The organism is Aliikangiella coralliicola (assembly GCF_007004725.1).
In the GTDB taxonomy this organism is placed as follows: Bacteria; Pseudomonadota; Gammaproteobacteria; order Enterobacterales; family Kangiellaceae; genus Aliikangiella; species Aliikangiella coralliicola.
In genome coordinates this window covers 123,967-149,039 of record NZ_ML660161.1, presented here as the reverse complement: position 1 = coordinate 149,039, position 25,073 = coordinate 123,967, and the positions used below count along the sequence as shown (strand labels likewise).

Genomic DNA, 25,073 nt, shown 5'->3' with positions numbered 1-25,073 from the left:
CAGAATTATTTTTAATAAAAATAGTACAAAAAAGCGAGTTTTAAAACTCGCTTTTTTAGTGTTGTGATATTTGATGGCCAACTAAAACTGGCCTGTATCGATTTATCTTTTAAATTTTCTGGAAATCGTGGTAAATAAAAGTAAAAGGATCATCCAGTAGAAAGAACCACCACCGCTACTGCTATCTTCATCTCCACTATCATCGCCCCCTCCATCATCACTTGATGGTTTTACAACCTTCACTCGAATCGATTGTTCAGTAACAACATTAAAACTATCAGTCACAGTTAATTTGAATTCAAGCTCTTCTTCTGCCGACGGTGCATCAAAACGAATGCTCGTCGTTGATTCTCCTTCAAAGTTAATATCACTTCCCGCAGTTTGCGCCCAGAGCATAGTCACAGTTTCGTCTTCTGCGTCGTTGACCTGCGCTGTTATTTCGACGGGCTTAGAAACTTCGACTTCAAAGTCATCTGGTAAATCAATTGTCGGAGCTTGGTTACTTTCATCATCAAGCAAAGTAAGGCTCACTTGCTGCTCTTCTATCAAATTATCATTAACCATTTGGTAAACCATCAGATCAACCATTTCATTTCCCTGGTTTGAATCATCATTGATAAAATTAATTGTCAATGCCTGACTATTTTGTTCGCCACTTGCCCAGACTAAACTCTGCTGATCCAATTGAACACGAGCATTTCCAACATTGAAATCAGCTTTAGTTTCTCCATCACTTCCACCAGTACGGCTTATCGAAAGGGTAACACTCGAATCAATATTTTCGCGTAGTTCGAAACTACTATCGGAAAGCATTAATCGACCGTAATTTTGATTGTTTTCATCGGTTTTAACTACCAAGGCATAATCTTCAAATTCTCCACTATCTAAGGTTGCACAAGCCCCTTCATCACTCGCCGCGTCGTTATAAGCGACCATGACACGCATGATGACTAGACCAGTGACCGCTGAATCAGGAATTGCAACATCAGTGGTTAACTGCAACGACTCTCCTTCATCTGCTGCGGTAAATGTTTCATTATGAATAACTTCAGACTCTTCAAGCTCTCCGTTTCCATTCCAATCAATCCACACTTTAAATCGTTGAGAATCATTATTCTTTCCGCTACCCGAATTGGCGTGGACAACTAATTGATAACTACTTCCAACCATGACTTCAGTTGAAAATTCTTCCAGATAGGAGCTATGTCCAGTATTGGTATTATTTGTTTCGACATTTTCAATATCGGCGAAAACCAACCCAGAAATATGTCCATATACAGCCCACTCTGCTGCTCCGACACAACTCGGTGCAAACTTGGCGGTAATCAAATTTTCTTTTGTTGTCGTATGCGAAACTTCTTCTGAATCAGTCACCGTTAGTGAAACAGGATAAACACCAGGCGCATTGTAGACAATTGGCGGTGGAGTCTCTCCCTGATAACTCTCAGGAGTGCCACCAGAGAAAGTCCAATCCCATGTTTCAATAGTGTCTTCAGAACTCGACAGGTCATTGAAATTAACCGGGTGACGAATCAGCACAGCCACATTATCCACAGCGAAATCAGCAATTGTCGTTAGTCCCGAACTTTCAATAAACAGACCATAATCCTCGGTTTCTCCAGAATCGAGTTGAGAATATGCAGTTTCGCCGCCGACACCATCAAGATAGTGGGTCACAATACGCAAACCAATTTGTCGATCCGTCACTGCATAATGTGGGATATTGATCGTCGCTCTAACGACATATTTTCCATCGACCATTTGAGAATTATTGATGACTTCAGAATAAACTAATTCGTTTTCTGAAAAGACATAATCGCCATTCCAATCAGCCCAAATTCGAACACGGTTGTTATCGTTAGGTCCACCAGCGCCCGGTGTCACTGTCACTTCTATTTCAAATGAGTCCCCTTGTTCGAAAGTTGAGCTCATTGATTCAGTTAAATTGCTATAGTTTTCATTTTCAGATGCGTGGTCTACCGTTCCAAAGCGCACATTTGACGTGGTGATATAACAACAGTAAGAGATGTCTGGGTAATCGTGATCATAACTGGTATACGCATCAATAAAACTGAATTGAAAGTCCTGAGTGGATTCGCTGATACTTGCAGTACCACCCGCTAGTGCAGGGTCTAGCCAGGTTAAAGTTGCAACGACATTATCAGTTTGTTCATTTGCCTCAGCAGCACCGCTAAAAATAAGCGTGGCGGATGTTTGGCTATTTAGCGTAATGGTCGCAGTAATCCCCTGTGGCAACCCATTAATGACATAGTCTGCGCCTTGCTCTAATGCTCCACTAGAGCGAGCAAACCGAGCGTTAGCTACTGTGCTAATGACGACTTCATTATTCTCAAAAGTACCATTATTAATAAACGCTTCGCTGAAATAATCAGTTGAATAGTTAAGTGAGTTGAGATGAGAAATATCTTCATCAATAAAGACTGCGTAGTCTTCATATTCCCCACTGTCTAAATTATCACAAGCGGTATCTCCCCATGTTCCCTGATTGTCATATCCACCAAAGGCATTGAGTATTCTCATCATTATTTTTCCGCTGACTGCATTGTCAGGGATTAATATATCTGCATTAACGGCAACTGAAGTATGCTTTTCTGTTGCCTTAAAACGATGATCGAGAACAGCTTCTTCATCACTGTAAATACCATCGCCATTCCAATCAAACCATGCACGTGTTCGCTGATAATCCGAATCTGAATCACCAGAATTACTGTAAATCGTTAAAGGATAAGTTTCACCACTATTTGCCGCAGTAAAAAATTCGTTGTAGTAAGGTGTATAACCATTTCCCTTGGTATCACCGGGCGTGTTATCAATATCAATAAATTTGACACCTGCAACATGGGCGTAGCCCCACCAGTTTGCCGTCGGTTTACATTGTGGCGCAAAATAGGGTTGAATAAAGTTTTGCTTAGTCGTGGTATGAGAGTTGCCGGAAGCATCTGTGACAGTTAAAGTCACGTCGAATTGGCCTTCGCCTCGAAAAACAACAGCGGGTTGTTGTTCTGTTGAAGTTTCAGGAGTGCCGCCCTCAAAAGTCCACTGCCATTGAGTAATAGTGTTATCTGATATCGACAAATCTGAAAAAGTAAAAACATTGTTGATGTGCTTACTAAAATTATCGACACCGAATTCAGCGACAACGGAAGAAGTTTCAGCGGCGATGTTAATACCGTAATCTTCTACATCTCCAGAATCCAGATTTCCATACGCAGAGTCCCCATCATCTCCATTTAAATAATGAACCATCACACGTAGCCCAACATTCTTATCGGTATTGCTAAAATGCGGAATATTGATCATGGTTGAGTAGGCATATTCATCACCAGAAAACTCACTTATCATGACTTCGTGAGAGGCGACCAACTCGTTATCAGCAAAAACAAAATCACCGTTCCAGTCAGCCCACACGCGAATTCGATTGGTATCGTTCTCTCCACTATTGCCTTTGTTCAGTGTGATTGAAAGTGAGTGCGAGTCTCCTTCTGCTACATCGGCGATTTCAGTAGCGGTATAATCTGCGTAAGTTTCCTCAGTCGTATCATTATTAATTGTCACAAACTGCACGTTGGTAATATGAGTGTAACCACCCCAGCTAACCGTCGGTGCATGGTGATCATATCCTTGATAAGCATCGGCAAAATTAAATTGAAGCGTTGACTGTGGGTCGGAAATAGAGTCGAGACCACCTTCAATTGCACCGTCTAGCCAACTTAGAGAAAAACTTCCTGAGTTAATCTGTTCATGACTCTGGGCATTTCCATTGATTGTCAAAACTGCCGCGGTATTGCTTTGCAGGTTGATTGATAATGACAGGCCAGCAGGTAGCCCCGTCACAACATAATCAGTCCCTTCAATCAGCGCTCCGTTATCCGCCGCAAACCTGGCTCCCAAAACAGCTTCAAGCTGGATCGCTTGGTTAAAAGAGCCATCATTAAGGAAATCTTCATCAAGACGACTATTCGATAAAATGACATTCGGTTGTGGTGTCGCTAATGCGCCGGTAGCAGCAATGTTTTCATCGCTCCATAATGTTACCCGCGCGGGATGCTGAAGCGCAGCTAGCATTCTATCTACCTGGCCTTGAGTAAAATTGGCATATTGACTGGTGTAGTCCATAAAATTTTGCCAATTGATAACTTTGTCAGCACAGTTTAAGTCGCCTTCACCTAGCCCGGAATTATCTTGTTGTGGCGTATCACAAACATAGTCACCGGTGGATTCACATAGATTATTCTCTTCATTTGCGACATTACAACCGCCATTGAAAGTATGAGGAAGGTCGACCCAGTGTCCAAACTCATGAGTTAAAACTGATCGAAAATTTTCGTTAGTGTTGGAACCAAGATAGCTGCCGTTATAAACAACCCTTGCTAAGTTACTATCAGACATAGTGACACTTGGATACCATGCCACGCCTGAATTATTAAGAACGCCATCGTTATACAAATCGTTCATGATATAAACATTCATATACCGATAATTATCCCAGGCATGTTTTTGAATTTGCTCGTCATATCCTTGACCGTGACCAAACCCCGACAACTTTGGGTGAAAAATTACGCCTGTTGTTGGGTTGCCCACAGGATCGATGGTAGCTAATTTAAATTGGATATCTAACTTTTGTTTTTCTCCACCCCAATCAGTTTTTACTTCGTCCCAGTCTTCCGCCAATCCCTGGAAATCTTCGTTTGTTTTTACTAAAGCTTCCAACACTCGCTCATAATCAACTTGGGTGCCACCATTATATTCCCGTCCAAAAACATGGAACACCACGGGAATAGTATAAATATCTGGCACATTACTGTTTTGTTTTAGTTTTCTCATTGACTCCTTTCGATATTGCTTTGCATTTTCATATTCCATCGGGTATCGCTGATAAAACTGCGACATAACATGATCAGTACCACATGAATCAGTGACCGATGTGTGCGACAACATATTTCGACTTTCGACAAATGGCGAGGCGATTGATATCAACAAAACTGTCGAAACCAATCGGCCAAATAAAACTTTCATAACTGGCCCCTTATTATTATTCGAATAAATATTATTTATTGGTAAATGTAACTGCGCTCTTTTCTCTACTTCACTGAGTATCCACAGCATGTTGTTCATACCTGAAAAGCAATTGCTTCGTGTATACCAGTAAACAACCAGGCTATTTCACGACTTAGTTTGACCTTACTAACTGATTTCGAAGAACATTCTGCGAGTTCGAGTGAAATATTAATGTTGAAGCACTTATTTTGCAATATTTATACTATAAATAAGATTATTAAAGGGCGTTCTTTAAAATAGAGTGATAACTGTGTCATGAAAATCAAGGGAGATTGGCGGAACAGGTTCGTTCAATAAGGGAAGAAAACAGGCGTGGAATTAGTCATGGAAAAATGACTTAGCACTGACAGCCTAAGTCAATTCACCAAAATAAATGATTTTTCTGAGCTAGTGAGAATGACGCGGTAACCCTTTGGATATATTACGATACTTAACCATCCGCTCAAACACCGCACCATCAGCGAGATCGGATACATTCTCTTTATAAATTTCTTGCCACCAGGTCTGGCTTTCAGGATAGAGTTGCTTTTCCTTAAGCGCATCATATCGCGACCTCAATTCATCTTCACTCAGCAATGCATCGACTCGATGGTTATTCAAATCGATTTTAACTTTATCACCATTTTTCAAAAGTGCTAAACCACCTCCTCTTGCAGCTTCAGGTGAACAGTTGAGAATTGATGGCGAACCAGAAGTTCCACTTTGTCTTCCATCACCGATTGTTGGTAAGGCGCTAATTCCTTTTTTTAACAGGTATCCTGGCGGCTGCATGTTAACTACCTCTGCAGAACCGGGATAGCCGATTGGACCGGCATATCGCATCACCAAAATTGAATTTTCATCAATTTTCAGTTCAGGGTTTTCTATATCACGGTGGTAATGTTCCGGACCATTGAAAACAATCACATTACCAGTAAACACATTAGGGTTATCGCTATTGGACAAGTACCGAGCTTTAAATTCTTGCGTGATTGCTGATGTTTTCATAATTGCAGAATCAAACAAATTTCCACTCAATACCATCAAACCTGCGTCTGAATTAACAGGCTTCTCCAAAGGCTTAATAACATCCTCGTTGATCACTAGAGAATGTTGGTAGTTTTCAGCGAGTGTTTTACCCGTTACCGTGACTGTCGTCGGGTTAACAAGTTGATTATCGACAAGTGTTTTCATCACTGCGGACAAACCACCCGCTTTATGAAAGTCCTCACTCAAGTATTTGCCAACCGGTTGGCAGTTAACCAACTGGGGTACTTTCTGTCCATATGATTGCCAGTCCTGAATATCTAATTCCACACCGGCGTGTTTGGCAATCGCATTGATATGCACCGGGGCATTGGTAGAGCCGCCAATTGCAGAGCAAGTGACAATTGAATTTTCGAATGCTTCCCTGGTTAAAATTTTATCCGGCGTTAAATCTTCGTGCACCATTTCAACAATTCTTTTTCCGGTATGATATGCCATCTGTGCTCTTTCGCGATAGGGCGCTGGAATACTTGCACTTCCCGGCAGCATCATGCCCAAGGCTTCTGCCAGACAGTTCATCGTTAACGCGGTTCCCATCGTATTACAATGGCCAGCCGAAGGCGCAGAGCCAGCAACCAGAGAAATAAATTCCTCATAGTCAATTTCACCTTTCGAATGGGCTTTTCTTGCTTCCCAGATCACGGTTCCTGAACCAACGCACCTTCCTTTATAGTCGCCGTTAAGCATTGGCCCACAAGAAAAAGCGATTGAAGGTAAATTAACACTTGCCGCAGCCATCAATAATGCGGGCGTTGTTTTATCACAACCTGTTGTTAACACCACAGCATCTAAAGGATAGCCATGAAGAATTTCGATCAGTGAAATACATTGTAAATTTCGATCTAATGCGGCAGTCGGTCTTCTTCCGGTTTCCTGTATTGGATGAACAGGAAATTCAATGGCAATGCCACCTGCATCTCTAACACCATCTTTAATTCTCTTAGCCATTTCAACATGACTTCGATTACAGGGAACAAGATCAGAACCCGTTTGGGCAATGCCAATAATTGGTCTTGCTGACTGAAGCTCTTCAACTGTTAGTCCATAGTTCAAGTAACGCTCCAGATACAGTGCGGTCATGCCGGGATTGAGTGGATCATCAAACCAATCTCTACTACGTAACTTCTTTTTCAAACTCATTTGTTTATCCTTCATACCATCACTGCGACATTTCACTTTTTGCTTTGCGATAAGCAGTCATTATCCTGGTTGCGTTGTTTTTTATTTCTGCTAATGACATACCAGGCTTATACAGTGAACTGCCAATGCCAAATCCAAAAGCACCCGCTTTCATATACTGACCCATATTTTTTTCACTAACACCTCCCACAACAAAACATTGTGTGTTTTGAGGCAACACCACATTCATTGCCTTAACCCAACTTGGTGGAAGCGTTTCAGCTGGAAATAACTTTATCGCATCGGCGCCCGCTTCCAATGCGTTGAAAATTTCAGATGAAGTTCCACAACCGGGCATCGATACCATATTCAATAATTTCGTTTTTTGAATGACATTTGGGTTGTAATTAGGAGAAACGATTATCCTTCCACCTGCATTATGAACCGCTTCAACTTGAGATTCTGAAATGACCGTTCCCGCACCGACAATTGCTTCATTGTTGATTGAGTTACTCATTTTTTCGATGGATAAAATAGCATCTTGAGAATTCAGTGGTACTTCAATAATTTTGATCCCGCTATCAATCAAAACATTCATCACATCAACAGCCGTGCTTGGTGATAAGTGCCGTAAAATTGCGACGATTGGTGCATCATTTATTTCATTAAGTTTCATCATTAAACTGACTTTTAAAAATAATTATTTTGTTTTGCAAGTGAGTAGATACCAGACACATAAGTTGTGTCTGGCTCTAAGCAAAAACTCTCAATATTAAAGTGTGAAAAAGCTAGTGTGTAAAGCTCCTGAAGGTAATGACTGCCAACAATAACGACTTTGGAATTACTCGAATATATTTTGGTGGCGGACAGAATCTCGTAACCAATAATCACTCCCGAAAGATAGGAAGACAGATGTATGTCATCGAGTTCGCCGGAAAGCAACTTTACACGTCCAGAAAAAATTGAATTGAGAAACCCTGCAGTTTGAAAGCTTGCATCAAGTCCCTTCTGAAAGGATTCTTTATCAAAGCTTTTTGAAAAAATAATCCCTTTAAAAAGATCTAAAGAAAGTAACGTGGAATACATTTCACCTGAAGCAAAAGTTGAGAACCGACGAATTTTTCCATCTTCTACAACGGCCCATTTACTATGAGTACCCGGCAAACAAATTAGCTCACAATCATTCGATAATTTGTTAACAGCGCCAAGTATTTGAACTTCTTCTCCCCGCATCACATCTGACGTTTTTTCGTCTTCGATAAAACATAAACCTGGAACAATCTTGACTGATCTATCGAATAACTCGACACTTTCCAGAGCTAAAGATATCGTCTTGGCACTACAAGGTGTTGGTAAATATTGCGTTTCTTTTAGGCCGTTCCTGCTGCCGACCATTCCCGACATTAAAACACCGGCCTGGGGAAATTTATCAAGCCAAGATGCACATTGGCTTTTAAAACAAGTCTCAATGTCGTCGCGAGTCAGATTAAAAATTCCCTGATCACTTTTTATCGTATCAAGTAATTTTCCGGTCGACTCCACTAAGTAGGCTCTGAAACTCGACGACCCCCAATCGACTGCGATCAATCGACTCACGCTCTACCACCATCAACAACGATCATCTGCCCGGTAATCATTTTGGAAGCCGTCGATGCCAAAAACAGCGCTGCATTCGCAACGTCTTGTTCAGATATTGTCGATTGTAAGCATTGCTCTGCGAGACATTGCTCCACAGCTTCCGGAGTCGCCCAAAGTTTGCGTTGTTTTTCAGTCATTACCCAGCCAGGAATGAGCGTATTGACTCGAATACCGTCGCTACCTAACTCGCGCGCCAAAGCTTTGCTGAGGCCGACGATCCCTGCTTTAGCCGCAACGTAAGCGGGATAACCTGACAGCCCAAGTAACGCCGAATTCGATCCAATATTAATGATGCTGCCACCCTGCTTTTTTTTCATCCCCTGAGTAACAGCTTGTGCAGTAAAAAAGTGCGGACGAAGGTTCACGTTTAAACTTTCATCCCATTGTTGTGCAGTGAAGTTTTCCAAGTTGTGGCGAGCGTCATTCGCCGCATTGTTGATGAGAATATCGATTTCACCAATTTTGCTGATGATCAATTTTATCGATTCATTCAAAGTCTCAACATCAGCAATGTCGCATTCGATAAATAAGGGAGACACGCCAACTCGCTGATTGACTTTATGGCACAAGCTTTCAGAATTCTCTTTGTCGATTGAAACAAAAGCGACATTCGCGCCTTGTGCACAAAAACTCTCTACCAAACAAGCACCAATACCAGACCCTCCCCCGGTAATTAGCACATTACAACCCGCCAAATCAGAATAAGAAGAAACCGTCATCTAATACTCCCGAGAACAGTACTTTGCATAAAACATACTATATATAATACAATATATTCAAAAAGACTCACAATGATCTTTTTGAAAGTGTCATTAAAGTTGGTATAAAGAATGAATTATTTCGTCTGGACTCATCAAAAACAGTCCAGATTTTTATTAACCTTTACAATTGATGCTCGATTAAGTCCAAGGCTTCAATCAGTATTTTGCGACTCGCAGCATGGGCTTTTTCAGGATCTCGCGCCACAACGGCTAGAAAGATCGCATTGTGATCGCTGAAATTGGCAGTGGGAACCCCTTTCAACTGATTGGTAAAACGAATGCTGACCCTGAGAGCTGTTTCAATAAAGCTTCTTAATTGAATGAAAAATGGGTTCTGGCTAGCCAGTAACAGACTGGAATGAAACTCAATGTCAGCGTCAAGCGCATCATCCAGGCCTTCTTCGGCCTTTCTCATTCTAAAGAGTGCGGTTTCGATACGCTTGATATCAGACTCATTGGCAGTTTTCGCCGCCAGAGAAGCCGCCTCAGGCTCAATCGCCAGGCGAAGCTGAGTAAAATCGCGCAAAGACTCCAGACTGGGCGTGCTCATCAGAATCCAGTTCAACACATCAGTGTCAAACATATTCCATTTCTCTTTCGCTTGAATGGTGATGCCCTTTTTCGGCCTAGATACAATCAGTCCCTTGGCCGACAGCATCTTCACCGCTTCTCGGGTCGCTGTTCGGCTGATTTCATATCTTTCGCATATTTCAGCTTCCGAAGGCAGTCCATCCTCAATCGAATAGTCTCCCTTAACAATGGCCGACCCCAGTTCATTAACCAAATAATGGGTTAAGTTACGACTCTCTGACATTTTTATCATTGATTAGAATTACATCACTTTTAATAATATATGTATCATAATTGAGATAGTAGTTACGCGCCAGATCTAAAAAGACTTTCACTCAAAGATCCTCGTCCCCCGCTGTTATCGCAATCTTGTCTTTGCTGTTAACAACCTACCACCAGGTAGTATAGAGTGCGCCTAATATACAAACCACTGCCACAGTTGATAGATTATAGCCTTTGGAAGTCTTATAGTTTAAATTCGTTACCCAGGAATCTTGCGCCCTGTTTTCAATTTTGGAAACGATGATAATTGTCGCGACGCACGCTAAAAACACAACACCGACCCTGTCGATAAAGGGCAACCAGGGAACAGAAATTTTTAACACAAAACTGAAAACCGCGGAGCCAATTGCCGAAAACAAGGCACCATTCGCTGTCGCATGTTTCCAGAACATCCCCGCCAAAAATAATGCAACAATTCCCGGTGTAAAAAATCCGGTGAACTCTTGAATATATTGAAACGCCTGATCAAGATTTCCCAGCAATGGTTTAGCGCAAATAACCGCAATCAACATCGCTAGAATACTGATCAATCGGCCAACCATCAAATAGTGTTTGTCATCTTTGTCTTTCGCGTAATTAGCGTATATATCCATTGTAAAAATGGTAGAAATGCTATTGGACATCGAACCTAGTGAGGAAACAATAGCAGCGACCAACGCCGCAAAAATAAGACCTTTGATCCCAGAAGGCATCAGGTTCATCAATTCAGGATAAGCTTTATCCGCCGGTTCTAATCCAGGCGCTAACGAAAACGCCGCAATCCCCGGTAATACCACGATAATGGGCATCAATAGTTTAAGAAAAGAGGCAAAAACAATGCCTTTTTGAGCTTCAGCCAAATTTTTCGCGGCCAGCGTACGTTGAATAATATATTGGTTAAATCCCCAGTAGGAAAGGTTCATAACCCACATTCCACCGACTAGCACCGATATACCTGGAAGGCTCATATAATGGGGGTTATCAGTACTCAATATCATATCGAATTTTTCCGGGCTTTTTTCCAGCAGTACAGAAAATCCTGCCAGTACACCATTCCCTTCGGCTAACAAATCTAACGACAAATAAGTTAATAACAGCCCACCGCATACCAGAACAACAACCTGGATAATATCGGTAAAGGCAATCGCCTTAAGACCTCCGTATAGTGAATAGGTAATTGACAAGACCGCTAAAAATAAGAGTCCATAACCCATATCAACGCCGGTGATAGTATTGATCGCCAATGCACCCAGCCATAATACTGAGGTTAAATTAACAAAAACATAAACACCTAACCAAAAGACAGCTAATGTTGTCCTGACCCTGTTGTCATAGCGTTTCTCCAAAAATTGCGGCATCGTATAGATTTTCTGCTTTAAAAATATCGGCAGAAAATATTTTCCAACAATCAACAAAGTAATTGCTGCCATCCACTCATACGAGGCAATGGCAAGCCCAATGGCATAACCAGAGCCCGACATCCCGATAATTTGCTCAGCTGAAATATTGGCCGCGATCAAGGACGAGCCAATTGCCCACCACGGCAAACTATTACTCGCCATAAAGTAATCATTGGCATTTTTTTGATGCCCTTTCTTTTCTTTTGACACTAACCAGGCGATCACAATCAAAATAACGATATAACCGCCGAAAATACCCAAATCTAATGAAGAAAGTTGTTCCATGCCCTACCACGAACCTTTTACGTTTTTTATACAAACCTATTATATTTGCGCCACAAATATTTTATATTTCGTATACAAAGAATCAATCTTCTTATAAAATACCTTAAATGTATTATAAATGCTACAAATAAGTTAATAAGTCTTTAACAGAAAACAATGGGAAGGTGAAAATGAAGTTGACTGTAATCGGAATGGCACTGTTTGGCCTTTTATTCGGCACAACGAGCAACGCGATGAAAAGACAGCCCTGGGAAGACCATACCGTTTTTGCGATCAACAAAGAAGAGCCTCATGCAACTTTATTTCCATTTTCGTCAACCTACGCTGCACTAACATCGAAAAAAGAAGAAAGTACCAACTACCTGTCGCTAAACGGTTTATGGAAATTTGATTGGAAAAAATCGCCTGGCTCTGCGCCAAGTGGATTTCAAAAACCAGGCTACGATGATTCGAACTGGGATACTATTAGCGTTCCGGGAAACTGGGAAGTGGAAGGTTTTGGACGCCCTATTTATCTGGATGAACGTTATCCGTTTAAAAGCGAATGGCCAAATGTACCTAAGGACTACAACCCAATTGGTTCCTATCGCCGAGAATTCGAAATTCCGGTCGAGTGGAAAAACAAGCAGATATTTTTGCATGTCGGCGCTGCAAAATCTTCACTAGATGTCTGGGTGAATGGAAAAAAAGTGGGTTTCAGCCAGGGAGCAAAAACGCCGGCAGAATTTGACATTACCCAATATATTCAACAAGGCCAAAATATTATGGCTTTCCAGATCCGCCGCTGGACAGATGCAAGTTATCTCGAAAGCCAGGACATGTTAAGAATTTCTGGCATCGAAAGAGACGTCTTCCTTTTTGCCACACCAAAGCAACATATTTTCGACTTTCACGCCAAACCACAATTAAATGAAGACTTTTCAAATGGGTTACTAGAGTTAGATGTTGAACTCAAAAACTATTCAAAGACTACTGGTGAATATTTTGTAGAGTATCAATTACTCGATGCTAACCGCGATTTAAAAATCATCGCATCAGGAAAGCATCAAACATCATTATCAGCGCTAGAACAAACCCAAATTTCTTTTCAAGGAAAAATAAAATCGCCAAAACTTTGGTCAGCGGAAACACCTTATTTGTACAAGTTGCTTATCAAATTAAAAAACCGGCAAGGCGAACTTCTTGAAGCGATCTCAGACGACATCGGCTTTCGAACAATAGTGATCAAAAATAGTCAATTGCTGGTCAATGGCAAAGCGATCACCATTCGTGGCGTCGATCGACATGAAACCTCTCCCCATAAAGGACATGTGGTTAGCAGAGAATCCATGGAGCTGGACATCCGTTTAATGAAGCAACATAACATCAATGCCGTTCGCTCCAGTCATTACCCAAACGATCCTTACTGGTATGACTTAACCGACAAATACGGGCTTTATGTGATCGATGAAGCGAATATCGAATCTCACCCTTTAGCCATTGACCCAAAAACTCAACTGGGAAATGAAATGAGTTGGCTGCCAGCCCATCTCGACAGAACCAGGCGAATGTTCGAGAGAGATAAGAATCATCCATCAATTATTATCTGGTCTTTAGGCAATGAAGCCGGTGAAGGAAAAGTTTTTGAGACGACTTACCGCTGGTTAAAAGAACAAGACCCAAGCCGTCCTGTTCAGTACGAACCAGCAGGGTTAGAGCAGTATACTGATATTTTTGCGCCCATGTATCCTTCGATTGAAAAGCTGGAAGCCTACGCAAAATCAAACCCCAGCAGACCAGGAATTATGATCGAGTATGCCCATGCAATGGGCAACTCCGTCGGTAACCTTAAAGATTATTGGGAAGTTATTAATCGATACGATGTGCTTCAAGGTGGCTTTATCTGGGATTGGGTCGATCAGTCTTTAGAATATGTGAATGAAAATGGCGTAAAGTATTGGGCATATGGAAAAGATTTTCATGCGGAACTACCCACTGACGGAAACTTCCTGAATAACGGCCTGGTTGATCCCAATAGAGTCCCGCACCCACACCTGTTCGAAGTCAAAAAAGTTTATCAACCAATCACCATTTCAAATTTTAGTGCTAAAGATAAAACAGTAAAACTAGAAAACAGATTTGATTTTATTGACCTGAGCAGATACTTGTTGAAATGGGAAATAGAGGCTGACGGAAAGCCTATCAGTCATGGATATCAAAATATTCCCACCATAAAACCAGGAAAAGAAAAAGTTGTCGCACTTCAATTAACGGGCATTCCCAAAAAAAGCGACAAAGAATATTTCATTACTGTCAGTGTACAAGTCGATAAACCAGAAGCATTACTCGATTCTGATCACGAAATTGCCTTCGAACAATTTAAAATTTCTGTAACGAAAAAGAAACCAGACCGCAGGAAAGTGAGTTCCTCTAATATCAAAAAATTAGAAAACGAAAGGGCGGTCACCCTTTCAAATGACATATTTTCTATTGAGTTTGATAAAGACACTGGATGGCTCAGTGATTACCGGTCTTATTCTAAACCGTTAATCGAGTCACCGTTAGTGCCAAACTTTTGGCGTGCGCCAACAGACAATGATCTTGGCAACAAAATGCAACATTGGGCGTCAGTATGGCAAAGTGCTGCACATCAATTAGAGCTGGTTTCGCTTTCGGTTGTTGAAAATGCAGGCCAATTTCGAATAACGACAAAACATAAAAATCGCCAAGTTCAAGCTGAATATCAAGCCGAGTACACGGTATCTGGAACGGGTGAGATTCATGTACTAACTAAACTAACACTACCCGAAAATAATGATTTGCCGAATATTCCAAGATTTGGAATGCAATTAACTTTGCCGGGTGAATTTAAATTTCTTAGCTGGTTTGGCCGCGGTCCTCATGAAAGTTATAGTGATAGAAAAACATCTGCCAGAATCTCTCACTATTCTTTTCCAGTTATCGAACAAATTCATCACTACTCAAGACCTCAGGAAAATGCGAATAGAACCGATGTTCGTTGGCTAACACTTAAAAATGAAAGCGGACAAGGAATTTTGTTCGTCGGCGACTCATTACTTTCGTCCAGCGCCTGGCCTTACAAACAAGAGGATATCGATTTTGTCGCATCACGAGACGGTGAAGCATCGGCATCCGGTCTGGTACCAGTGACATCGAAACATGGTGCAGAAGTGCCCATTCGAAATTTAGTGACCGTAAATATTGATCACAAACAGATGGGCGTAGGTGGAGATACCTCTTGGGGAAGGCTGGTTCATAAACAATACACAATTGCGCCGCGCTCCATGGAATACGGATTCACAATGGTTCCATTCAATGCTGAAGACAATGTGCCAGACCTCGCTCGAAATATCAAATTGGTCAAATGAGCAATGCTGCAAATGAGAGGGAAACTAAAATGAGCAAGGTAGAGTCTCTTGTCAATTCACAATGCATCCTGGGTGAAGGACCACTCTGGGTCGCTGATCGAAAAAAAGTGTTTTGGGTCGATATTAAAACAGGCGTGCTTTATTGTCTCAAAACCGATAATGGACACTTAGCCCAATGGCACTTTTCAACGCCATTGACCAGCATCGTCGAACGCACCAATGGACGATACTTTGGTACAACCGCCCAGGGTTTTGTGGAAATCGATTTAGAAGGAACAAAACTCAACCTGATCGGCGGCCCGGAAATTGAAAATGTCAGTAATCGCCACAATGATGCGAAAGTCGATCCATTCGGTAACCTTTGGTCAGGAACAATGGATGACAATGAAGTTCACTTAAGCGGCAATCTTTATTGTCTGGATAAGTTTGGACGATGTGAAGTTCGAGATACTAACTATTGTGTTTCCAACGGCCCAACTTTTTCACCGAACGGGCAAATCCTCTATCACACCGATACTTTTCAGCGTCGAATATTTCAATACAAGTTGTCGCCGGATGGCAAATTATCCGATAAACGGCTATTTGTAGAAATTGAGCCGAAAGACGGATTTCCTGATGGGATGACTACCGATGTTGAAGGGAATATCTGGGTGTGTCTTTATGGCGGACATAAAATCATTCGCTTTTCGCCAGAAGGAAAGTTACTGGAAGAATTTCCAATGCCTTGCGCCAACATCACCAGCTGTGCTTTCGGTGGTGATAATATGGATTTGCTTTACATTACAACGGCAAAGTGGACTTTAAGTGAAAGGGAAATAGCAGAACAACCTTTGTCTGGAAATTTACTAGTGATGACAACGAATACCCAAGGGGTAGCATCCGAAAAATACCAGGGCTAATGCTCACGCTATCGATGAAATAATGCCTGAGAAAATATCATGATAAAATCAATTGTTATCGTCGGGGGAGGAACCGCCGGTTGGATTTCTGCAGGGATTATTGCCGCCAGACACCGCGCTGATAACAATCAGTCGATAGAAGTTACCCTTGTTGAATCCCCCGATATTCCAACTATAGGTGTTGGCGAGGGCACTTGGCCCAGCATGGTCAATACCATAAAAACCATGGGTATTTCAGAGCGCGAATTTGTTAGAGAATGTGACGTTTCGTTTAAGCAAGGGATTAAATTTGAACGCTGGATTAGCGGACGAAATGACGATGTCTATTACCATCCTTTTAGCTATCCACACCGAAGCCAACAAGGAGGGTTAATTGCCCGTTGGTTAAGAAATAGCAACAGTAAATCTTACGCCGAAAGTATTACGACACAATGCTATTTAGACGAACTCTCTCTCGCACCGAAGCAATTGAACTCGCCGGAATTTAATGCCTTAGAAAACTATGCTTATCATCTTGATGCAGCAAAATTCTCAACATTTTTAAAAAAGCATTGCACGCGTAAATTAAAAGTGCGACATATTGTTGACAATGTTCAGGGAGTGAATACGAATGAACAAGGTAATATCACTTCACTAAAAACCCAGCAAAACAATGAGATCGAAGGTGACTTATTTATTGACTGTAGTGGTATTTCTTCAATCCTGCTTAGGCAACACTTTGGTATTCCATTTAAAAGCTGTAAAGATACTCTTTTTGTAGACCGTGCATTGGCAGTCCAGGTTCCTTATCAAAAACCGAGCTCGCCAATCGCTTCAATGACGCGTTCAGTTGCACAACAAGCCGGCTGGATTTGGGATATCGGATTACCCTCCAGGCGCGGAATCGGCCATGTTTTTTCAAGCAATCACATTTCAGTCGAAAACGCCGCAAAACAACTTGAAGACTACCTAAGACCAAATGTTAATAACATTAATGATTTTCAATTCAGAGAAATTCGATTTGAGCCAGGACATGCGCAAAAATTTTGGGTAAAAAACTGTATCGCAGTTGGTCTGTCAGCGGGCTTTGTAGAACCCCTTGAGGCTTCCGCATTAGGAATGATTGAACTCTCAGCCAGAATGATCGCAGAACATTTACCGGTTTCTCATTCAAGTATGGATGTTGTCGCTGAGAATTTTAACCAAATATTTTTACAACGCTGGCAACTCATTATCGACTTTCTAAAACTGCACTATTGCTTGTCAAAAAGAAATGACTCTGAATTCTGGATTGATAACAGAAAAAGTCAGTCAATGTCTGACACATTAAAAAATTTGTTACGACTTTGGGAAAACCAACCCCCGTTAGACAATGGATTTATGAACCCCTACGATATGTTTCCTGTGGCTAGCTATCAGTACATATTATATGGCATGAACTTCCTAACCCAGCCCAGTCACCTCAACTCGTCTAAATTCGAAACCCAGGAAGCGATTAAAAATTTACAAATCATGGCCAGCCGAACCGAAAAACTCGCTGCACTAGTACCAACCAATCGTGAATTAATCAAATCAATGACCGCTCGATAGTACAATCAGTTAATTCGAATTCGAAGCAATAATTCAAGCATAAAAAAAGGCGGACAAGTCCGCCTGTAAAAATGCTCGGGCGACGAACACAAGGATTAAAACGAAGCTCTCACACCAATCGCGTAACGTGGACCTGTCTCAGTAATTGACATCATCTGATTTTCAAACGTCGCCCTTTTTTCATAAGTTTCATTAGTGACATTAATTCCCTCAAAGAAAATCTGGAAATTTTCATTAATATCATAACTGGCACTCACATCAAATTGGGCATAGTCTTTTACATAAACAGGATGCTGATAAGATCCGCCACGCCAATATTGAAAAAACTCATCTCGGTTGTTGTAGGCAATTCGCGCTTGAAAATCATTTTTTTCATAAAACAAAATCAAGTTTTGCGAATCACCCAACCCAACCTGGAAAGGTTTATTCGGTTCATCTTCAGACGACTCCCCATCAACAAATGTCATATTTAAAATGACACCAAGACCGTCTAGTGGCTCTGGTAAATTATCAAACATATGTTGAATGATTAGTTCCTGCCCAGTTATTTTTGCGGTATTAACATTGAACGGGCGAGAAATAGTGTAGGTATAGGTGCCACTTGGTAACGTGATCGTTTCGATACTTTCTTCGTCTTCAATGTACCCGTCAATTCGTTTTTCGTAATAGGCTATTGACGCGTAGCTAGCATCACCGTAATACCATTCCAAACCAATATCATAGTTTTTGGACTCGTAAGGATTAAGTGCGGGATTACCGCCCGAACCTGTCAAGTCATCGATATGCCCATCGTTATAAGAAGTTCTTGGGCTCATCTTGCCAATGTCTGGACGTGTCATACTTTTTGAATAAGCAAAACGAGTAATCCAATCATCGGTTAAATCAACTTTCAGATTGAGACTGGGCAATACTTTGCTGTATTCACTTTTAAGATTGATAGGCAGGGTGTCATCGGAGTAAACACCACCCAGTGTATTAGGATCGGTAACAGACGGTTCAAGGTCAATTAGATAAAACTGCGTTCCTATACCGGTCGTGGTATTTTTGATATACCGCAACCCCAATAACGCGGACCAATTATCTTGCTCCAGAAAAAAGTCTGTATAGAAGGAGGTCACTTCTTCTTTGACCGCAAAGTTATTATTCCAGGTGCGTTCCTCGGCTGTAAAATTCGGATTAGCGGCAATCGCCTCGCGGATCCATACCTGGTCTTCTGCTGAAAACTGGCTTATTGCTTCTTCACTTGCTGCAAAATTAAAAAACTCTGCCGAGCTAAAGGTCAGCCATTGCTGAACCGGGTTACCGTCAACGGCAGAAAGAAAACCATCTGCATCGTATAAACTGAACATACTGGCCGGCATAGTGACATCACCGAAACACCCCAGTAAGCACACTAGCGGCCACGGCGTACTACCATTTCTGGTGTTTAACTCTCGCTCTGAACTGGACGCACCAAAGCTGACACTCACCAATGGACCCACATTGACATCCCATTCACCGGACACTTTCGCCTCGGTAATTTCATCGGAAATATACGAGCCACCTCTTTCTCCCCAACCGCCTAACAGGTTATTAGCATCGAGCTGTTCTTGGAAAGTTAAGGTGGGTAAGGGCGCATTAGTGGAATTGTCATAGGAATAATCGTTTCTTACCCCGGCAACGGTATCGGTCCAGCCATCGAAATTATCAGATACTGCAGTCGAACGATAAATATCCGCTGCTAGCTGCAATGTACTACCAACATTCCACTCCATATTAAAACCATATAGATCGGTCTCGGTAGGGCGGGTAGACTCTCGATTCAAATAGTCCGTTTTTCCGCCTCTTTCCCCCAGAAAATCGAGAGTAACGGCAGTTCGGTTTGAATCTAACGAAGCGCCGGCGATCCAGTCGGTATCAAACCAATGGGCGAGTGTATGCTCGGAATAACCAACGTCATATTTTGAAACCAGGTAATCAGCGGTCAAAGTAATATCTTCAGTCGGCTTGTATTGGAATACCACAGTACCTCCGGTACGTTCACGGGTTTCCAACTTAGCAATTTGATCATAGTTTCGCGGCATAGTTACATCTGCCATTTCTATCATTTGACCCGGGTTATTCGGATCTTCAAAGCTCAGGTCAGTTTGATAAAATCCGCCATTTTGCGCCTGGTCAGAACGATACTCCCGATCAGTTCGTGCAAAAGAGAGTAGTACTCCGAAAGTTTCGTCTGCGAAGGTATTACTGATTAGTCCCGACACCTGCGGTTTAGTGGTATCGGTCATTCGATCATGTAGAAATTTGGCGCTACCAACAGCTCGAAAACCTTTGATATCCAAAGGTTTAAAAGAGTCCAGGTTAATCGTCGCACCGGAAGCCCCCTCAACCATACTGGCCGACTGGGTTTTGTGAACCTGTGCGCCGCTAATCAATTCCGATGCAATCACATCAAAGCTAAACCCTCGGCCACCGCTGATTGATGCTAAAGAACGGCCATTGAGTAGCGTGGTGTTGAACTCCGAACCAAGGCCACGCACACTGACTAACTGACCTTCGCCACCTTCACGGTCAATAGCAACACCAGCAATTCGCTGTAATGACTCGGCAACATTTTGATCAGGAAACTTACCAATATCTTCGGCGGTAATCGCGTCGATAAAGGTCTTGGCTTCTCGCTTGGTGTCCATGGATTTTTCCAGACTACCCCTGATACCGACAACGACTATCTTATTTTCATCTTCCGCAACCTCTTCCTGATTAACTACGCTTTCATTGGCCGAGTTCTGCGTACTATCAGCAGATTCTGCAGCGAAGACGTTTGTACTGATTACTCCTAGATTCAACATAATCATCGCGGGCAACAGCCGCAACTTATGCTCTTTATTGTTCATGATTTTCCCCCTACGAAGCCTGATTCAATCATCAAGTCATTCATTTTTTCTATGAAACCCAATTTGAGATTGGTAGTTATACAATAACTAGCCGCCATATTGCAATATTTATCATACAATTAAATATTTCTTCAATCATATTCTTCTCGATAAAAAATGATACCGGGACCATACATGCTGGCTAAAAAATGGGAAATCTCTTATTTTTACACTAAGTTAAGCTAGATAAACCAACAGTAAAAATGCTAGGATATAGAAATTAAAATAACTTATTTATAATATAATAAAAATGCCTTTAGTGAGCCAAATCTCCAAGAATTACTACGCAAAACCGGTTTCAACGCTGCTAACCGCGATTATTCTTACGATTCTTTCGGGTTGTTCTCAAACCCAAACATCGACAGCACCGGAGCATTCCTTCGGTGTAAAGGAATTATCAACTCAATATCAAGGATCCATCGACCGAACCGGTCGGCCGACATACCACCAGGAATTCGATCAATTTAAGAACCAGAGATTCAACCCACTATTCGATCTCGGCGCGTGGCATGGTTTTTTACTACCGGAAGAGAATTCTTATTCAGCGACTTTTAACGGCCCCATGGTCATCGCCGAAGAGTACAGTTTATTTATCGCCTCGGCATTCGAGCGACTACAAGTCACCACTGAGGGCGGTAAAGCCATCCAGCTGAGCAACGGAACCAAAACCTTCGGCGCAAAGCCTGGCCAACTATGGCAACAATATGTACTGGATAATTTAACGATTCAATTGACCTTACGATTTGTTACCGACAGAACAGCTTTAGTATCGACGGAAATAACTAATCACTTACAAGCACCGCTCGTTCTAAATTTAAATTGGCAAGGTTCATTACTTTCTAACTGGGACCAATCGAAAACAGTTGCCGATAAATTTCCGCAATGGCAACGCTCGATCACATCAAGTGACTCGGGTGTCCAGTTTAATTTCGGAAAGGTAAGAGCGACTTGGGAAAACATGATGAGTGGCGAATCTATGTATAAAATTGAGCGCTCAATTCCGTCTTCCACTACTATCAAACATGCATCGCTGAGCTACACTAGCTCGACAGAACTCACTGTGCCTGCTCTTGGCAGTAAAACCATTCAAACAACGCACAGTTATCTTCATACCAAACAGGAATCAGCTTCTGAACAAATAAAAGTAACTTCTGTTCTGAATAATCCAAATCAATATATCGAAGCAACCGAGTCACGCTGGCGAGAATACATAAACAGATTGCAGTTAAATAACATTGGGAAACCAGCTATTCGATTGAAAGTTAAAGCACTCGAAACCTTGATAGGGAACTGGCGCAGTCCAGCAGGAAAACTCCAGACCGGTGGTATTTCCCCCTCAGTTACCGCTCGTTGGTTTAACGGCTTCTGGGCCTGGGATAGCTGGAAACACGCTTATGCAGCCAGTTACTTCTCACCGCAATTAGCCAAAAACAACGTGCGCGCAATGTTTGACTATCAAATCCAGTCTAACGACAAACTCAGACCGCAAGACCATGGCATGGTCGTTGACGCAATCTTCTACAACTCAGACAGCGTGAGGGCAGGAGACGGCGGCAACTGGAATGAGCGAAATAGTAAACCACCGCTAGCAGCTTGGGCAGTTTGGCAAATTTTTCAGCAAGACAACGATAAAGATTTTCTCAAAGAAATGTTTCCCAAGCTCGTTGCCTATCATCAGTGGTGGTATAAAAACCGAGATACCAACCAAAACGGCCTGGCAGAATACGGTGCCACCAACCATCGAATCCATAATAATAAGAAGGGTGAACTTCTATTTTCAGTTCAATACCCTGCGATAGGCGGAAGCCAGGAATTCCCTGAAAATCTGAATTTAAAAAATTGTCAGCAAGGTAAAAACTCGGTTTATCATTGCACCGGCGTGGAACTTTACACGTCGGTACTAAACGAAGGTAGTTATCAAAGGTTAGATATCCAGGCCCAGCACGCATCGGGCTGGGAATCAGGCATGGACAATGCGGCTCGCTTCGGATTCGTTACCGATGTTCAACTCCAGTTATACGCCAAACAAAATAAAATTACCCTGGACCAGGCTCGCAAAGACTGGCAAGTTCGTTTCTTTGAAAACAGAGATAACAGCAATAATCTTCTAGGTTACTCAATCGACCAGGAATCTGTCGACCTCAACACATTTCTATTCGTTGAAAAACAAATACTTGCGCAAATAGCGAGCGTGCTTGGTCAGGACAGTCTCAGCGCAAAGTTTATTCAGCAAGCAGCTCATCTGAAAAGCCTTATCAATCAATGCTTTTTCGATGAAGACACCGGTTATTATTACGATCGCCAAATTTCTGAGCAAGTTGATGCCAACCAATGTGGGGGTGAGTTACTAGTAAAAAGAGGCAGGGGGCCGGAAGGGTGGTTGCCGCTCTGGGCCAACATTGCAGAGCCTGATAAGGCTCGCCGCGTTATCAGGATTATGACCGACGAAAATGAGTTCAATACGACGATTCCGTTGGGAACTGCTTCACTAACCAACCCTGCTTATGGATCAGATATTTACTGGCGTGGGCGGGTCTGGCTTGATCAATTTTATTTTGGCATCAAAGCCTTAAAAAATTACGGATTCAATCGAAAAGCAGAAGCACTGACCGCTCGATTACTAGAAAAAGCGCAAGGCCTGACCGACTCAGGTTCAATTAGAGAAAATTATGATCCAGTGACCGGCGGCGCATTGGGCGCAACTAATTTTAGCTGGAGCGCAGCCCATGTCTTGATGCTTTTGGACAATTGATGCTTTTGGACAATTGATGCTTTTGGACAATTGATGCTTTTGGACAATCAATAACGAATTAGTAAACCCGAGTTCAGGTTAATAAGGTTGCGCAAAGTTTAGATACAACATTAGTGCGGTCATCAACATCACGCCTAATCCAATCATACAAACCAATCCTATGCCGATTGCGCGAAATATGGAATGGAACGGTCGATCGGAATACTCATGATCGTCTATCGACTTTCCCTGAAGAAAGCCTGTGAGTGGTAATACAATGACCGCAGCTAAAAAATTGATCAGCAAATAAAGTAACGAAGAAGGGTAGTCGATAAACAGGCTGGCAAACAACAATCCGATAGTCGCGATAATTGTTAAAAAGAGTGTAACAATCGCTTGTCGCTTTTGCCCAAACTTTTCAAAATTACTTTGCAGTAATAACCCGGCAGCCAGCACAGAACCAAATAAAGTCGCCACGGCGATCGATAATATATTATAGATACTTCCTTGATAAGTCTCGGGCTCAAACTCAACCCCAATTTGTGATTGCGGCGATTGATAAGGGTTATCGGTATTTTCTGCGGCTTTAGCTTCTGCTTCGCTTTCCATTGGGTTTATAATGCCTATTCAAATAATGGGTTTCAAACAGATCAGATCATTTAGCTAACAATATTAGCAAACAACGATTGGCCAAAACCAATCCAGCAACTTCGATTTGTCTAAAACAGCAGATTCAAAATAAAAAGGAGCTATCGTGGAGTTTTACTACACCAAATCCTCGCCTTACGCTAATTGCGTTAGAATGGTTATATCAGAGATTGGAATTGAAGCGCAAATTAACTTTATCGAAGCCCACCCGTTTGAGGATAAGGAATCTTTTCTAGCGGCCAGCCCGTTAGGGAAAGTGCCATGCCTGGTTGCTGACGGCGAAACCATTGCTGACAGCGAAGTGATTTGCGACTATCTTGATGCTACCCATACCGGCGGAGAATTATTTAATCCAATTTATGCCGACTGGCGACTGAAAACATTTTACTCAATTTGCTCAGGGCTCATTGACGTTAGCGTCGCCAGACGTATCGAGTTTTTACGCGATAAAGATGGCATTAAGTCTGAATTCTGGTGGCAGCGATATAACAATGCCATCTCACGAACGCTAAAAGATATCGAAACTCGATTAGCGATTCTGCCTGACGAATTTACCGTGTTGCACATCAACTTATTGAGTGCACTGGCTTACCTGGATTTTCGTCATTCAGACATTAACTGGCGAGAAGGATATCCGACAATAGAAAAATTTTATCAGCAATTTAGCAGTCGAAAGTGTTTTACGAGTAATCAGTTAACTGAATAATTTAGTGTCCAACTCAATCCAGGTACGCTAGATCAGAAATACTCAGAAAAAACAAAGGCGGAATATTCCGCCTTGAATGATTAACACCAATTGCTCACATC

At 42.1% G+C, this 25,073-nt stretch carries 14 protein-coding genes; 5 read left to right on the top strand and 9 right to left on the bottom strand.

Features of this window, described 5'->3' with window-relative positions; genetic code table 11:
• Positions 1 to 102: 102 nt before the first annotated feature.
• The 7 genes from FLL46_RS03605 to FLL46_RS03575 form a co-directional block, all read right to left on the bottom strand.
• On the bottom strand, positions 103 to 5,037 hold the full coding sequence (locus FLL46_RS03605) for a M43 family zinc metalloprotease (protein ID WP_168204032.1): 4,935 nt from the start codon (positions 5,035 to 5,037) through the stop codon (positions 103 to 105).
• A gap of 429 nt (positions 5,038 to 5,466) precedes the next feature.
• Positions 5,467 to 7,245, bottom strand: a complete 1,779-nt coding sequence (locus FLL46_RS03600; RefSeq protein ID WP_246119261.1) for an IlvD/Edd family dehydratase — start codon at positions 7,243 to 7,245, stop codon at positions 5,467 to 5,469.
• Positions 7,246 to 7,264: 19 nt separating this feature from the next.
• Complete coding sequence (locus FLL46_RS03595; RefSeq protein WP_142892074.1) at positions 7,265 to 7,903, bottom strand: 2-dehydro-3-deoxy-6-phosphogalactonate aldolase; 639 nt, start codon at positions 7,901 to 7,903, stop codon at positions 7,265 to 7,267.
• An 11-nt stretch (positions 7,904 to 7,914) separates the two neighbouring features.
• Entirely contained in the window at positions 7,915 to 8,820 is a 906-nt protein-coding gene (locus FLL46_RS03590; protein WP_142892073.1) for a 2-dehydro-3-deoxygalactonokinase, read from the bottom strand.
• Positions 8,817 to 9,581: an SDR family NAD(P)-dependent oxidoreductase gene (locus FLL46_RS03585; protein ID WP_142892072.1), complete on the bottom strand. Its 765-nt coding sequence runs from the start codon at positions 9,579 to 9,581 to the stop codon at positions 8,817 to 8,819. The genes FLL46_RS03590 and FLL46_RS03585 overlap by 4 nt, the downstream gene beginning before the upstream one ends.
• Before the next feature lie 163 nt (positions 9,582 to 9,744).
• A complete protein-coding gene (locus FLL46_RS03580; protein ID WP_142892071.1) occupies positions 9,745 to 10,446 on the bottom strand; it encodes a FadR/GntR family transcriptional regulator in 702 nt (233 codons plus the stop codon).
• Positions 10,447 to 10,582: 136 nt separating this feature from the next.
• Complete coding sequence (locus FLL46_RS03575) at positions 10,583 to 12,139, bottom strand: sodium/sugar symporter (RefSeq protein ID WP_142892070.1); 1,557 nt, start codon at positions 12,137 to 12,139, stop codon at positions 10,583 to 10,585.
• Positions 12,140 to 12,309: 170 nt separating this feature from the next.
• Here FLL46_RS03575 and lacZ point away from each other — a divergent pair, with 170 nt between their 5' ends.
• The 3 genes from lacZ to FLL46_RS03560 are packed head-to-tail and all read left to right on the top strand — an operon-like array spanning position 12,310 to position 17,975.
• The gene (gene lacZ, locus FLL46_RS03570) at positions 12,310 to 15,507 is read left to right on the top strand and encodes a beta-galactosidase, LacZ type (protein WP_142892069.1); all 3,198 of its coding nucleotides are present in this window, start codon (positions 12,310 to 12,312) and stop codon (positions 15,505 to 15,507) included.
• A gap of 29 nt (positions 15,508 to 15,536) precedes the next feature.
• Positions 15,537 to 16,406 carry an SMP-30/gluconolactonase/LRE family protein gene (locus FLL46_RS03565; protein WP_168204031.1) on the top strand — a complete coding sequence of 290 codons (870 nt, stop codon included), beginning with the start codon at positions 15,537 to 15,539 and terminating at the stop codon, positions 16,404 to 16,406.
• Between the two features lie 39 nt (positions 16,407 to 16,445).
• Complete coding sequence (locus tag FLL46_RS03560; RefSeq protein WP_142892067.1) at positions 16,446 to 17,975, top strand: tryptophan halogenase family protein; 1,530 nt, start codon at positions 16,446 to 16,448, stop codon at positions 17,973 to 17,975.
• Positions 17,976 to 18,070: 95 nt separating this feature from the next.
• On the opposite strand, the gene FLL46_RS03555 is transcribed toward FLL46_RS03560, so the two are convergent.
• Positions 18,071 to 20,848 carry a TonB-dependent receptor gene (locus FLL46_RS03555; RefSeq protein WP_142892066.1) on the bottom strand — a complete coding sequence of 926 codons (2,778 nt, stop codon included), beginning with the start codon at positions 20,846 to 20,848 and terminating at the stop codon, positions 18,071 to 18,073.
• A 298-nt stretch (positions 20,849 to 21,146) separates the two neighbouring features.
• Between FLL46_RS03555 and ygjK the strand changes: the two genes are divergently transcribed.
• Positions 21,147 to 23,639, top strand: coding sequence for an alpha-glucosidase (gene ygjK, locus FLL46_RS03550; protein WP_168204030.1), 2,493 nt, complete (start codon positions 21,147 to 21,149; stop codon positions 23,637 to 23,639).
• A 78-nt stretch (positions 23,640 to 23,717) separates the two neighbouring features.
• On the opposite strand, the gene FLL46_RS03545 is transcribed toward ygjK, so the two are convergent.
• Positions 23,718 to 24,227: a hypothetical protein gene (locus FLL46_RS03545; RefSeq protein ID WP_142892064.1), complete on the bottom strand. Its 510-nt coding sequence runs from the start codon at positions 24,225 to 24,227 to the stop codon at positions 23,718 to 23,720.
• A gap of 145 nt (positions 24,228 to 24,372) precedes the next feature.
• Between FLL46_RS03545 and FLL46_RS03540 the strand changes: the two genes are divergently transcribed.
• The gene (locus tag FLL46_RS03540) at positions 24,373 to 24,972 is read left to right on the top strand and encodes a glutathione S-transferase family protein (protein WP_142892063.1); all 600 of its coding nucleotides are present in this window, start codon (positions 24,373 to 24,375) and stop codon (positions 24,970 to 24,972) included.
• Positions 24,973 to 25,073: the final 101 nt, after the last annotated feature.

What these genes read in the sequence shown, in the direction of transcription:
- FLL46_RS03595 (WP_142892074.1), bottom strand. Translation starts at nt 7,903, where the DNA reads ATGATGAAACTTAATGAAATAAATGATGCACCAATCGTCGCAATTTTA.
- FLL46_RS03605 (WP_168204032.1), bottom strand. Translation starts at nt 5,037, where the DNA reads ATGAAAGTTTTATTTGGCCGATTGGTTTCGACAGTTTTGTTGATATCA.
- FLL46_RS03555 (WP_142892066.1), bottom strand. Translation starts at nt 20,848, where the DNA reads ATGAACAATAAAGAGCATAAGTTGCGGCTGTTGCCCGCGATGATTATG.
- lacZ (WP_142892069.1), top strand. Translation starts at nt 12,310, where the DNA reads ATGAAGTTGACTGTAATCGGAATGGCACTGTTTGGCCTTTTATTCGGC.
- FLL46_RS03575 (WP_142892070.1), bottom strand. Translation starts at nt 12,139, where the DNA reads ATGGAACAACTTTCTTCATTAGATTTGGGTATTTTCGGCGGTTATATC.
- FLL46_RS03580 (WP_142892071.1), bottom strand. Translation starts at nt 10,446, where the DNA reads ATGATAAAAATGTCAGAGAGTCGTAACTTAACCCATTATTTGGTTAAT.
- FLL46_RS03545 (WP_142892064.1), bottom strand. Translation starts at nt 24,227, where the DNA reads ATGGAAAGCGAAGCAGAAGCTAAAGCCGCAGAAAATACCGATAACCCT.
- FLL46_RS03565 (WP_168204031.1), top strand. Translation starts at nt 15,537, where the DNA reads ATGAGCAAGGTAGAGTCTCTTGTCAATTCACAATGCATCCTGGGTGAA.
- FLL46_RS03600 (WP_246119261.1), bottom strand. Translation starts at nt 7,245, where the DNA reads ATGAGTTTGAAAAAGAAGTTACGTAGTAGAGATTGGTTTGATGATCCA.
- FLL46_RS03585 (WP_142892072.1), bottom strand. Translation starts at nt 9,581, where the DNA reads ATGACGGTTTCTTCTTATTCTGATTTGGCGGGTTGTAATGTGCTAATT.
- FLL46_RS03560 (WP_142892067.1), top strand. Translation starts at nt 16,446, where the DNA reads ATGATAAAATCAATTGTTATCGTCGGGGGAGGAACCGCCGGTTGGATT.